We start from the raw sequence: 12,302 nt of genomic DNA on the forward strand, positions 1-12,302 counted from the left end.
TTGTAGACAAGATGAGCCTGAAATTACTGCTGAACTTCAGGCCTACGGGGTGTAAGAGTGCTAACAAGGCAATCAAAAAGAAATTTGCTGCGGTGCTGCCCACGCGGTTTATCGCAACGTTAACGACCGCTTTTCGCTCATTCTCGCCAGTAGATCTCGGCTGCCTGGCGGCTAAGTGCCATTTTCGGTCGTTGGTGTTTGGTAGTTTGGATGGCAGCTTTTTAGGTAAAGCGGGCTTTGGGTGGTAAAGCAATTCGGATCCGCTTCGGACAATTTTGGGGTATGTAAAGCTGGTATAAAAGGCAGAATTAGCTAAGTGAAATGCGGGATTATGGTTGGCTTGATAACTTGAGATTACTTTTTTTATCTGTATAAATAATATGTAGACACTATCAAGGAAATACATCCAATGCGAAAGTCATGGCTAGAAATGCAAACAGATGAAGAAGTATGGAATAAAGCGCATCAGTTTGCTACAGAAAGTCGCAATGCCATTCATAATGGTATTGGAGAGTTCTGGGCTGACACCATTAAAAAGTATCACGATGACCCAGACAAGCGCCTTACAATAGCTCTCGATAACCTACCCTTACCGGGCGCTTTTCGCGAGGCAAAGATTGCTCTCAGAGCCACGATACGTAGTAAACGGAAGTCAAAGCAAGACTACGCCGACGAACTAGAACTAATTTATCGGTTAGCCGTAATTGAATCATTTAGTATCCCTTACAGTAAACGTTTAAAAATGCCCGGTTATAATGTCATTGAGCATACACCGGGAGGAAAATTAAATTCTCTCCCGTTTAACTACCAGAACACTGGATATAACAAACTAGATCTCACTAAAACAGACATCAAGTGGATTGTAGAGCAATGGGGTGAACCCAAGCGACACTCAACACTTCACAAGGATTATCATGACCTTTGGGTGGAGCAGGAAGATAAATTCTCTTCTAACTTTGATCGAAAGCTAAAAGAGCTTTCAGTGTTGGCAGGGTTTGCCAAATAGCTTTTTAAAAAGAGTACACCTTCTTAGAAGCATTGCCTTTAATGGATAAAAAGTATGGCAAAAAAACGTGATCAGCACATCGTGCCGAGGTGCTACCTAAAACACTTCGTAGATAGCTCTTCCTCTGTAAATAACAAAAAATATGAAGCTGGTGTATACGTAAACACTTCTGCTCTTGATAGAGCTTGGAAAATGAAAGGACTAAGAAACAATATCTTTACTAAAACTAGATTTTATAACTTAAAATCTGATGATCCTGATAAGCCCTTAGTCGAAGAACATCTTGCCAAAATAGAAAGCTTTTACAGTAAGGGGATTACAAAACTACTTAATGGAGAGTTTTCAAATGAGATTCTTTCGATATTCACACTTTTTGTAGTTACTCAATTTTTTAGAACCGAGAAAGTCCTTAAAACCCACCAAAAATCATGGGATAGAGTGGCATTGTATGCAGACATGTTTGAAGGAGGGAATAGCAACAGAAATATTTATGATGAAATATCAAAACAGCAGATTTTGTATTTAGCTACACCTGAGGCTCTAAACCCAATTCATAGAAAATCTGGGATAATTATTAACTGCACTCAAATCCCCTTTCTTACATCTGACAAGCCCGTAATAAAGGAGTTTTTTAATCAAGAAGACATATCGAGAATTTTTCACCCATTACAGCAAAAAAAATATATAGATGATCATTTTGAATCACTTTTCTACTTTATGCCTTTAACTCCGTGGCTAGCATATGTATCTCATAGTAGTTTTGAAGGTGAAACGAAAGGATACGAATGTTCACACGAAAGCGTAATTTCGCAGTTAAATAACATGATGCTATTAAATGCCAGTGAACATATATACTCCTCTATGGATAATCCCGTCACTAGCCTACCAGTCAAAATTAAACAGGAAGGTAATCTTAACTTTCTTGCCAAGATTTTTACCGGTTCGAGAAGGCTAATTTTAACGGTGAAAAGTTATCATCGCGATAACTCACTACTAACGTTGACTAGCGAAGATGTATGTGTGAGCGATGAACTTTTTGAAAAGCAGAAAGTGCATTCCGTTGAAGTGTTTGACACAAATTTTAGCAATATTATTGGGGTTGTCCGTAGCAGAGACTGCACTGTCAAAGCCATCGATAAATTAAGTGGAAAGATTGTTTTTGAAACTAAACATGGCTTATAGCTGGGATGTCCGCTGTTTGTCTGTAGCGGACTATTCCGAGCTAACTATCAGATATCCGCAAATCGCTCATTCCCGACAGTAGACCTCGGTTGCCAGGCAGCTAAGTGCCAAAAGCAGACGTTTGTTGTGTTCGATTTTATGTTGTATTGGTTGATTTCTCATCTGTTACACCACATATCGGTTATTTTGAACTGGTATTTATTTTCTTAGTGGCTCAAGTGAGTCTAACGTTTGAACGCAATTAAGGGCGACATTTTGAGCGACGAAAAGAAGCCTAGAAGCGAGATTATAACCTTTGAAACTAAAGGTACGGTGTCTAAAATAACTGTTGTTTATGACTCGGTGCATGGAGTATTTCATTTTCCAGAAGCTGAACCAAAATCCCTTTTCTTGGAAAGAAGTTACCAAAGAAACTCAGGAAAGCCTAAAGTGTTAACCTCTATGGCCGCGCGCAGTAACAACGCATCGTTTGATCCTGATAAATTTTTGCAAAATAATTACGACTACGCGATTAGCATTGATACTAATACCAAACAATATAAGGGACATAAGATCAGTATATGTACGTGCTATCACGTCCCCAAAAGATTGAGTGCGTATGGTAGTGATATACCGTTCTCTCATTTGGTGAGTTATGTAATTTTATCACCAATAGATGGAGTTAACCCGGAGCAGATAGGATGGTCTTTAGTTATCGAAAATAATATTCGACCTGCCAAGAATCCTTCTAGAATAGCCGTGATTGTAGATAGCGAGAAAGACGCGTTGCCCAACTATAATCTTCGAGAAAAGCCATATTTTGCTGAATATTATTTGCCTGACAATACAACAATGCATTATGCCTCGGATAAAGACAGAGATTCCTTGGCAGGTCAGATGTTGAAGATGTGTCACAATGCTGCGAATCAATTACATAACTACATGTTAGTTAATGAACTTTCAATGCCATTGTTACAAAATGCTTGTGAATACCATAAAGGCTACTTTCGAGTGAGGGTAAGTCAATATAAATAACATCTACTAGCTCACAAAAGCGCATAGCTGAATGCTTTTAGTTGTTGAGCCTGAATTTAAACGTTGTGGTGCGAAATAATTGCAACGAGTGGTAAGGTCGGCCACAAAACTAGTCATAAATGTGGATGATCTTATACAGCTAAGGTTAAAATATAATGTTTTAGCCCAGGGTAAGATTACGAGTGGTCATTTAATAACCACGCTCATTCCAGCTTCAAGCACCGCATCCAGATAAGCCTCATTCATCAATGCCTGACGCTGCTTTCTTCTGATACTCATTTTTCGCTTCTCAGCGCGTAACATATTCAAACCAAAGTGTCGCATCGTGGCAAGATTAGTCGCTGCATTACCACGATATATCTGGCACGCATCCTCACCTAAACTCACATCCAGCACCCAGTGTAACTGGTTTTCGATACTCCAATGCTCGCGAACTGCGCTGGATAGCCGCTCGGCACTAAGCGCGGCTGAGCTGATAAAATAACGTTGTTCTAATACTGCTCGCTTGTCCTTTTCCACCCGATAGGTGGTTGCCATGCCCAAGGTTGTCAGCGCAGGCCACGCAGCTTTGAGTTTTTCCGGTAATTCACTGGCATCACATACCTGGAATTCTCGGTACTCCAAGCGCCCACGGTTCTTTTCCAGTGACTGCGCTGCAGTGTCTTTGTGCGCTTTACCCGCAAAGACTTGTTTTACTGCATCATGCAACTGCCCTTGGTTGCCTTTAACCGTCAACAGGTAGTCAGCTTCTTTATCTACTATCTGCTGCGCTATCTCTTTCTGGCATCCCATGGCATCCAAACTGACCAAGCATCCTTTAAGCTCCAGCAAGTTAAGTAGCTGAGGTATCGCCGTAATTTCGTTGCTCTTCTCGTCCGTTTTAACCTGGCCCATTACCACGCCATTGGCACTGGCAAAAGCGCTAACCATATGAATAGAAGAGCAGCGGTCTTCGCGGTTGTAAGAGCTGCGCAACGTTTTGCCGTCAATCGCTACCACCTGACCATCAGTAAGCTCTGTACAAGCCTGCATCCAACTGGCAAAGCAACGCTGTAAAGCTTCGCTGTCCAGCAATGACATCACCCGTGCGATAGTGTCGTGTACCGGCAAGCCCAGTTTGAAAAAACCATGTTCTTGCAACCAGTCAAAGCGGTTTTCACCGAAATCTTCAATATCTTCCCAGCCCTCACAGCCTGCGATAACGGCACACAGCGTTAAAAATACCACGTCAAACAAGGGGTAAACGACCTTAGATGCTTGCCTTGGGTCTTCTAATTCTGAAAAGTGCTCTGCAAAAATATCGATGTTCATAAACTGGCTCCGCGTAAAAGCCAGTATCTGATCACAACGGAAGATCGCGGTCAATCAGTTATGTTAAAGTGCGCGTTAAATGTTCGTGATCTTGCCCTGTGTTTTAGCCCTCGATCAGCGTTCACTAAAATGCTTCAAAACTTTGTAAGTGATTTCCGTATTTGTTGCACTGATTACTTCCAAACGAGCTCCAGCATAACCTATGATGTTACTTTCGTTTAGGTCATATTCGACATCGGTACTAAAAGCAGCTCTAGCCATATCATTGCTAAATTCGCGGTAGCTGATTTTTAGTTTATTACCGACTTTTCCGCTGTATAAAAGTGTTCGCCTGAAACTATCATTTGTGAAAACGGTTTCTTTTGAGCGTGTGAAGTTTACTTTCCCGCAAACTGTTATGTCGGCAGGCCTATTAACGCAGAATTCGCCTGTATTTTTCTTAATTTGAACTGTAGCGTGAGGTTGAGGTGTGACCGCTATTAGTCCAGCATGAATAACATATCCGGCAAGTAGGTCTTGAACGAAGAACTCGGATTTTTCATCTTCGCCAATTTTAGATAGCTTTCCCTTTTTAATATCATAAGCAGAAATTTCTGCCTCTTCAGTCACTTCAATTATATCTCTTTTAACAACTCGGCCCTGATCCATTAAGGGTTCACCTAATCCTACCGACACAACAGTTTCTGGTTCTGGTATCGAGAAGCGGCTAGACTCAGGAGTGTAGTTATATTTTACAGTGCTACAAGAAGTTAAGGTTAAACAAAATAGTAGACCGATGTATTTCATCGTAATTCCTTTTAAAACATGTTGCCAATTTCGTGTATGTGGTTTTTAACCTGAATGACCCAAAATTTGGAACGAGATAGGTTAGTCTAGAAGAATTTCTGATCAATTGCATTTTATTTACCATCTGATTGCAGCAACTGCTTACCACCAGCAGCAAATCTATGTCTCCAATGGTGGTAAAGGACTTACCAGAGAATAGTTATCCTCAGTTCGTAGCTCTGGGCAAAATCTAGGGCTGATCCTGCTGTGTGCGTTATGTCCGCTTTTCGCTCAAAGCGGCTATTTAGCTTTCGGTAAATCCACCCAACTGGTCGTGTACAGCGGTGATAGCATACCGCGTTTCATTGACCAGTCTTGCTTTATACCTTGGCTAGCAAACCAGATCTTGCCTTTGCCACTGCCGTTTAGTTTATCGATTACAGTCATCAGCGCTTTGCTTTGATAGCTTGGCGGTTCAGGTTCAAACAGGCAGCCTTGATGCACACCTTCATCATAAAAATCTGACAGCATCACTCCGGCCTTGGCGTAGCGATATCCGTCACGCCAGATCTTATCAAGTAGGTTGATTGCAAGACTGATGAAATCACGAGTGTCAGCGCTTGGCGTTACAAGCGAGGTACTTATACTATTTGAATAGTACGGGTCACGTTCTTTATCGCTAAATGGGCTGGTTCGTAGAAAAACACTCAATTGCTTGGCTACTTGTTGCTCTTTACGCAATTTTTGGCAAGCACGACTAACATACTCACTTATGGCCTCCTGCATCTGCTGTTTGCAGGTGATCCTTTCACCGAATGAGCGAGAACTCACAATCTCTTTTTTGGTTGGTGCTACCTGTTCCAGCTCCAGGCACGACTCGCCATTGAGCTCCTGCACAATACGCGATACCACTATAGAAAATTGCTGGCGCATAAAAGCAGGTTCTGCATCAGCTAGGTCAAGAGCAGTATTGATCCCGAGTTTGTTAAGTTTTGCCGTTAATTTGCCACCAATTCCCCATACTTCACTAACAGGCAGCAAGCTCATTAACTTGCGTTGTCGTTCTTTATTTGTCAGATCAACAACACCGCCTGCTTTAGTCCATTTCTTAGCTGCATGATTTGCTAACTTAGCCAGTGTTTTAGTCGGTGCGATGCCAACACATACGGTAATGCCGAGCCACTTTTGGATTTTACTGCGTACTTGCTGACCAAATTGAGTTAGGTCAAGACAATGACTCACGCCCGTTAGATCAAGAAATGCTTCATCAATAGAGTAAACTTCAACAGCTGGCGCGAGTTGCTCTAGTGTTGTCATCACTCGCGCTGATAAATCAGCATACAGTGCGTAGTTAGAGGAGAAAGCCAGCAACTTACCGTTCTCTATGAGCTCACGTATCTGAAAAGCGGGGACACCCATTTTAATGCCGAGTGCTTTAGCTTCTTTTGAACGCGCTACAACACAGCCATCATTATTCGATAGCACTACAACAGCAGCATCTTTAATGTCCGGTCGGAATAGCTTCTCGCAGCTGGCGTAAAAGTTATTGCAGTCAACAAGAGCGAAAGTTTTCGTTGTCATGGCCTTCGTATTTTTCGTACCACGTTAGTCACCACACCAAAAATTTCTAACTCGTTATCTGAGGTAATCTCAATCGCTTGATACTTCGGGTTGTGTGGTAACAATCTGATAGTCGGTTTTAAGCATAATTCTTTAACTGTGAACTCATTGCTCAGTGCAGCGACGACAATATCTCCATGTTTAGCCTCAAGGGCACGATCCACTACCAGAATATCACTGTCATATATACCGGCGTTCTGCATCGAATCGCCACTAACCTTAACGAAAAACGTAGCCGCAGGATGCCTAACACAAAGCTCGTTTAGGTCTAGCGTTTTCTCAACGTAATCTTGTGCTGGAGAAGGGAACCCAGCTGACACCCGATTGTTGAAAAGTGGCAGCAGAATAGCATTGCATAACGATGCTTGACCGAGTACTTCAACTGTCATATCACACCTCGTCATATGTATATATATACAGTATATAGCCGATAAAACAAAAGCGGTAGTGTAAGTGTTATTTGGATTATCGTTTGAAAAGTAGGTTAGATTTATCTACATTTATGTAACGTAAAATTTAAGGTGGGTTCTTAGTATGGAAACGTTAGAGGTTAATGAAGCGCAATTTAGGCAGCAGCTGTGGAGATGGAAATCTGTCGGTCGAACTCTCTTCAACCTTCCGAAAATTGAAATACGAAATCACAAACTTAGAATTTCTGTTGTTAGCGTCGACAATATAGCGTGCTACACACTTAAGAAATCGTTTGATAGTTATCAGCAGTTACTGAACTGGTATGGGAGTTTGCTCGATGAATTGGAGCCGTGTTAGCTTCCAGTAGCCATTCGGTGTAACAACGCAACGAAATGGCGTTTAACACTAGCCCAGTTAGGAAATTCAGCACTCCCATAGTGAATCAGTTGCCCTTGAAAATCCTCCTGACCAAATCCTGCAGTTTTATCGTCAATCAAATAGTCGCCCCTGGAAAGACCTTTGTGAGCGCTGATAATCAGCCGGTGGCAATGTTCAAATCCAAAATGGCGCTCAACCCAGAGCCGTTTTTCGGTATAGCAGAGCGGGTTATGTACTGACGGCGCGGTTAGCAGCAACACCAAAAACTCAGGTTGCTCAAACAACCAACTAGCAGTCTCGATCGCATACTCATAGGGTGGTAGATTCAGAAAAAATCCCTCCTGACTCTGAGGATAGAGAATATCTGGCCTCAAGCTCCTAGCCGCATCGTAACTACTTTTGTAATCGCACAGTGTATCGTCTAAATCAATGTAAATTATGTGTTTCACTTTCAATTTGCCCGAATTTCAGTTCACCTCAATCAGTTTAGCTAATTTAATCGACGTGAACCACCGGAGGTAAGGTACTGTTATGGTGTGTATACGATGCATTTCACACTAATTCAAAGTTGGGCTATGCTCAACTCTGCCGGGGCGTATTCGGGAGGACGCATGAGTTATCGGGTAAAAATTGGTCGTCATAATGAGGTAGAACTGCCAGATACCCTGTGCCAGGAATTAGGGGTTAAAATCGGTGATATTATGGTTTTCGAGGCATCACCTGATTCTCAGGCACTCACAATAACCAAACACAATGATCAAACGCTTACCGATGATCAAATTGCGGCTGCAAGAAATCTCTCGCGGATAATCCCGTACCCTCTAGAGCACGAATAACATGAGCAGACCACCAATAGCAAATGATCAAGAACTTGAAGAAGTGCTAAGTGCCATCGAATTGTTGTTAGAAGCCGAGCCTGGCACACCAGAAGATGATGAATTACAGGCTTTAAGCATATTAGTCGATGAATACGAGGATATTCATTACCCAATGGGCTAATCATTAAAAGTCACAAAGGCATCGCCTGGTTGTTCAAGTTACCCATATTTCGATCGTCCTCATCTTATAGTTGTATCATAGAGATAGGCGTTTCTAAAGTTTTAGGGAAGGTCTAGGGCATGAACCGATATACTAAGGATTTGAGAAAATTTTTATGGAAAGAGTTCCATAAAAATCCTAAATATTTTAACGATTTAGCTAAAAAATATAAAGACTATACATTAGGTAAGTGGCCTAAAAAGTTTGTTGATTGCGTTTTCCAATATGACTTCCACCATTTTGTAGATATTTTTGATATTTACATACTAGCTTATATTACAACGCTGTTAAGGCATCCAAATCGTAAGCTAGCGGTTTTTCAATTGCCCGTAGGGGCAGAGCCGTATCCAGACAAAGAAATAGAGTTAAACCAACAGCAGCTAAACATGTTAAAAGAACCCTTTAGCGGAGAATTTTGGGGGGGAAAGCAAGGTGAAGATGGCTATGTAAAGTGGTCTAGACCTATTCACTGTTTAGCACGCGAAAACGAGGGTCAGCTTGCATGGGTGGTTATTGAGGCTAATAAAGCACCACTTGAAGTTGGATATAACGATAGCGGTAAATTTTATCGGTATTTGATCGAAAATGGTATCTGCGCTCGTTGGCCTTATGGGCAGTCTTACATAACAGTATTTGTTAACCTTGAATTAATTAAATTTTACTCTACTAATTCAAACAACTTTAAAGAAGTATTAGAGAGATCTGGTGAATCTATCGAAGTTTGTCTTGAGTTAGAACGAAACCCATTAGAAAACTGGAAAATCTAGTACTTGAAATATTTGTAAGCTAGTGGGCTGTAAAATGTAAAAATAACTAAATCCATAATGCTGCGCATTTCTTTCCTCGATTGTGAAACGATAGCAGCCTATACATAGGCATTGCCTACTAAACAGGGCATTTTAGTAGCCCACTAAAAATTAGTTTAATCTTGGGCAGTTTTTCACAAACACCCTAAATGCATAACTATGCTCAAAAAAACGATGCACTGAATATGCACCATATAGCTAGAATACATTATTTTATAAAAATTTACGGTGCACAGTAGGTGCATCGAAAAAAGTTGTTGCACAACTTAAAGAGAATAAGTAAAGTGCGCACCACTTAAGGGATGAGAGCGGACTGGCTAGTCACTCACTCACTCACTTAGTATAAATCAGCCTGATATAAAGGTTCGAATCCTATCGGGCGCGCCATTTGGCGAAAAGTTTCTAAAATGTGGTGGTTGTAGCTCAGTTGGTAGAGCCCCGGATTGTGATTCCGGTTGTCGTGGGTTCGAGCCCCATCATCCACCCCATCCCCCTTTAAGTCGGTGATTGGCGCAGCTTGGTAGCGCACTTGGTTTGGGTCCAAGGGGTCGCAGGTTCAAATCCTGCATCACCGACCACTTTATCTTCCCACAGCATTACTAAATCTACAGTTAGCTCAGAGCATTATTGAATCGTCGCATTCGTTTTATTGCCGTTTATAAAATTTAAATTCCGTATTTCCAGTGTCCGGATGCACCGAGTTAGGTATGCGTAACGATGAGCAATAGTAGCGTTGAGATTGGGGCAGCGCCCTTAGCAGGGTAGTAATTTTCTCCACCGGCTTCAAGGATCACATCCCTGTGCCCTTTCAGCCTCCGCAGCATCCCTGCTGCTGTTACGAAAATTCTACCGCAGCTAAGGGCTTAAAGAGCATCGGTTAGGCATCACGACAATATACTATTGGCGGCACGATCGTGAACGAGGCGGTAAATGCAGAGTACACTTTTCTGGGGACGTCTTTCGCATGGATGCGAAAGGGGAGCCCCCAGGGATGGGTTCACGGCGTGCCCCAGGAAAGTTGTACGGCGCGTTTAGCCGACGGATGCACCGAGATAGAACCTGCGTAACGATGAGCACCAGTAGCGTTGAGATTGGGGCAGCGCACTTAGCTGGGTAGCAATTTTCTCCACCGGCTTCAAGGATCACATATATGTACACCTCAAAAAAGTCCACCGTTTGGCATGCAATTTTAATGTATTAACGGATTAAGCTGCCTACGTATATCCGGCCTTTTTATTGAAGATATCTTTAGCTCTTCTGGCCCAAATGAGAACCGCGCCTCTGCTGCTTATCGTCCCTACGGAGTTTAAACTCCTGCGTGATCATCAGCGTTTGCAAAGGCCGGTTTAACCTGTTAATTCATTTTCATTACTTGCCTGGTGGTGTGAACTCGTTTGTTTTAGCCTGGTTGATACTCTTGCTGGTGATAAAGTACGGACCAGATAATTCGAGCGAGCTTGTTGGCTATAGCAACAACTGCTTTGTGCTTACCGCGACGTTCAGTTACTCTTCTCGCCCAGCTTGATAGCCTATCGTTATTGTTGTCGGCATTACGCAGAACGCTCCAGGCCCCTTGAATCAGCATATTGCGTAAATAGGCATTACCACGTTTGGTTATGCCTGCCAATTTTTGCTTCCCTCCGCTGGAGTGCTCTTTAGGGACTAATCCAAGATTAGCCGAAAAGTGCCGACCATTTTTGTAAGCTTTACCATCACCCGCAAATGCGAGAGCTGTCGTAGCCGTCTTTTCACCTACACCACGAATGGTCATCAATCTCTTGGCATTGGGGTTGGTTTGGGCCTGAGTTTTAATATGTTTATCTAACCGGTCAATAACCGCATCTAGTGATGCCCATTCTTGTTGGATATCACAGATAAGTGCTCGTGCCGCGCTAGTAAGGCCATTTTCTGCATCTTCCAATAAATCAGACAACGCATTTTTTAACGACGTTCTGTCGGTTGCGAAGATAATGCCATATTCATTTAACAAGCCGCGCAGTTGATTTATCAAAGCCGTGCGAGCATCCACCCGACGTTTCCGGAGTTTATGCACTATCATCATATCGGTTTGCTCAAGACTACGGGGTCTGACGAAGTGCATATTGGGGCGCCTTGCCGCTTCAGTAATCGCGAAAGCATCATTACGGTCATTTTTGTTGCCTTTGACAAAAGGCTTTACATGAATAGGCGGGATAAGTAACACCTTAAAGCCAAGCGCTTCTAAAGTGCGCCCCCAGTAATTTGAACCAGAGCAGGCTTCCATTGCAAAGGTTGCATCTGGGTAATCAGCTAATAAGGCCAGCAAATCCTTACGTTTAATCGTACGATTAAAAACGGCTTTACCTGCCTGATTGACGCCACAGAGCTGAAAAATACTTTTTGCTAAATCGATTCCAATTAGTGTAACTTTCATGTTGGACACCTCATGTAAACTTATTGACGGTTAACACATCAATAATGGCGCATTGTGACGCCGATTTCACTTGAGGTGTCCATCTCATCATCCCTGTGCCCTTTCAGCCTCCGCAGCATCCCTGCTGCTGTTACGAAAATTCTACCGCAGCTAAGGGCTTAACTAATATCGGTGAGTCATGACGACTCTCAGAAATCGAACGAGGTGGTAAGCATTCCGTTGATCCACACCGCTATACCCAACATTTCGCAAATCAATACCAGACTAAGCTGCCCACCGATCCTAGGCGGCACTCAAGCCGCAACATAGCCACTAAATTTGTAATTTAATTACAGTTTTCGCTATTTTTTATCGTCTA

General features: G+C 42.5%; 13 protein-coding genes and 2 tRNA genes. 9 read left to right on the plus strand and 6 right to left on the minus strand.

What is annotated here, in order from left to right; genetic code table 11:
• The 4 genes from AEST_RS04975 to AEST_RS04990 form a co-directional block, all read left to right on the plus strand.
• The coding region (locus AEST_RS04975; protein ID WP_039925128.1) for a hypothetical protein at positions 1-248 on the plus strand (248 nt) is incomplete at its 5' end.
• A 161-nt stretch (positions 249-409) separates the two neighbouring features.
• Positions 410-1,006, plus strand: a complete 597-nt coding sequence (locus AEST_RS04980) for a hypothetical protein (protein ID WP_008607493.1) — start codon at positions 410-412, stop codon at positions 1,004-1,006.
• A 54-nt stretch (positions 1,007-1,060) separates the two neighbouring features.
• Positions 1,061-2,188, plus strand: a complete 1,128-nt coding sequence (locus tag AEST_RS04985; RefSeq protein WP_008607494.1) for a DUF4238 domain-containing protein — start codon at positions 1,061-1,063, stop codon at positions 2,186-2,188.
• A gap of 255 nt (positions 2,189-2,443) precedes the next feature.
• The gene (locus tag AEST_RS04990) at positions 2,444-3,202 is read left to right on the plus strand and encodes a hypothetical protein (RefSeq protein ID WP_156803869.1); all 759 of its coding nucleotides are present in this window, start codon (positions 2,444-2,446) and stop codon (positions 3,200-3,202) included.
• Between the two features lie 186 nt (positions 3,203-3,388).
• On the opposite strand, the gene AEST_RS04995 is transcribed toward AEST_RS04990, so the two are convergent.
• From AEST_RS04995 to AEST_RS05020, 5 genes are all read right to left on the minus strand, one after another.
• A complete protein-coding gene (locus AEST_RS04995) occupies positions 3,389-4,513 on the minus strand; it encodes an ISAs1 family transposase (protein WP_008607496.1) in 1,125 nt (374 codons plus the stop codon).
• Positions 4,514-4,627: 114 nt separating this feature from the next.
• Positions 4,628-5,299, minus strand: a complete 672-nt coding sequence (locus AEST_RS05000) for a hypothetical protein (protein ID WP_039925131.1) — start codon at positions 5,297-5,299, stop codon at positions 4,628-4,630.
• A 279-nt stretch (positions 5,300-5,578) separates the two neighbouring features.
• A complete protein-coding gene (gene umuC, locus AEST_RS05005; RefSeq protein WP_039925132.1) occupies positions 5,579-6,859 on the minus strand; it encodes a translesion error-prone DNA polymerase V subunit UmuC in 1,281 nt (426 codons plus the stop codon).
• Positions 6,856-7,287 carry a translesion error-prone DNA polymerase V autoproteolytic subunit gene (gene umuD / locus AEST_RS05010; RefSeq protein ID WP_039925133.1) on the minus strand — a complete coding sequence of 144 codons (432 nt, stop codon included), beginning with the start codon at positions 7,285-7,287 and terminating at the stop codon, positions 6,856-6,858. Before umuD ends, umuC begins: the two co-directional genes overlap by 4 nt.
• A 375-nt stretch (positions 7,288-7,662) precedes the next feature.
• Complete coding sequence (locus AEST_RS05020; protein ID WP_202948012.1) at positions 7,663-8,061, minus strand: 5' nucleotidase, NT5C type; 399 nt, start codon at positions 8,059-8,061, stop codon at positions 7,663-7,665.
• 237 nt (positions 8,062-8,298) lie between these two features.
• On the opposite strand from AEST_RS05020, the gene AEST_RS05025 reads away from it, so the two are divergent.
• The 5 genes from AEST_RS05025 (at position 8,299) to AEST_RS05040 (ending at position 10,109) form a co-directional block, all read left to right on the plus strand.
• Positions 8,299-8,523 carry a hypothetical protein gene (locus AEST_RS05025; protein ID WP_156803870.1) on the plus strand — a complete coding sequence of 75 codons (225 nt, stop codon included), beginning with the start codon at positions 8,299-8,301 and terminating at the stop codon, positions 8,521-8,523.
• A gap of 1 nt (position 8,524) precedes the next feature.
• Positions 8,525-8,686 carry a hypothetical protein gene (locus tag AEST_RS17135; protein ID WP_156803871.1) on the plus strand — a complete coding sequence of 54 codons (162 nt, stop codon included), beginning with the start codon at positions 8,525-8,527 and terminating at the stop codon, positions 8,684-8,686.
• A 119-nt stretch (positions 8,687-8,805) separates the two neighbouring features.
• Complete coding sequence (locus tag AEST_RS05030) at positions 8,806-9,492, plus strand: hypothetical protein (RefSeq protein WP_039925139.1); 687 nt, start codon at positions 8,806-8,808, stop codon at positions 9,490-9,492.
• A gap of 451 nt (positions 9,493-9,943) precedes the next feature.
• Positions 9,944-10,019, plus strand: a tRNA-His gene (locus AEST_RS05035).
• Between the two features lie 13 nt (positions 10,020-10,032).
• Positions 10,033-10,109: transfer RNA gene (locus AEST_RS05040), tRNA-Pro, on the plus strand.
• Positions 10,110-10,930: 821 nt separating this feature from the next.
• Here the strand turns inward: AEST_RS05040 and AEST_RS05045 are convergent.
• Positions 10,931-11,944 carry an IS110 family RNA-guided transposase gene (locus tag AEST_RS05045; RefSeq protein ID WP_008607507.1) on the minus strand — a complete coding sequence of 338 codons (1,014 nt, stop codon included), beginning with the start codon at positions 11,942-11,944 and terminating at the stop codon, positions 10,931-10,933.
• Positions 11,945-12,302: the final 358 nt, after the last annotated feature.

Origin of the sequence: Alishewanella aestuarii B11 (assembly GCF_000280055.1) — a bacterium.
Taxonomy (GTDB): domain Bacteria; phylum Pseudomonadota; class Gammaproteobacteria; order Enterobacterales; family Alteromonadaceae; genus Alishewanella; species Alishewanella aestuarii.

Coding starts and splice junctions, on each gene's coding strand:
- AEST_RS04980 (WP_008607493.1), top strand. CDS start 410: ATGCGAAAGTCATGGCTAGAAATGCAAACAGATGAAGAAGTATGGAAT.
- AEST_RS04985 (WP_008607494.1), top strand. CDS start 1,061: ATGGCAAAAAAACGTGATCAGCACATCGTGCCGAGGTGCTACCTAAAA.
- AEST_RS04995 (WP_008607496.1), bottom strand. CDS start 4,513: ATGAACATCGATATTTTTGCAGAGCACTTTTCAGAATTAGAAGACCCA.
- AEST_RS05000 (WP_039925131.1), bottom strand. CDS start 5,299: ATGAAATACATCGGTCTACTATTTTGTTTAACCTTAACTTCTTGTAGC.
- umuC (WP_039925132.1), bottom strand. CDS start 6,859: ATGACAACGAAAACTTTCGCTCTTGTTGACTGCAATAACTTTTACGCC.
- umuD (WP_039925133.1), bottom strand. CDS start 7,287: ATGACAGTTGAAGTACTCGGTCAAGCATCGTTATGCAATGCTATTCTG.
- AEST_RS05025 (WP_156803870.1), top strand. CDS start 8,299: ATGAGTTATCGGGTAAAAATTGGTCGTCATAATGAGGTAGAACTGCCA.
- AEST_RS17135 (WP_156803871.1), top strand. CDS start 8,525: ATGAGCAGACCACCAATAGCAAATGATCAAGAACTTGAAGAAGTGCTA.
- AEST_RS05030 (WP_039925139.1), top strand. CDS start 8,806: ATGAACCGATATACTAAGGATTTGAGAAAATTTTTATGGAAAGAGTTC.
- AEST_RS05045 (WP_008607507.1), bottom strand. CDS start 11,944: ATGAAAGTTACACTAATTGGAATCGATTTAGCAAAAAGTATTTTTCAG.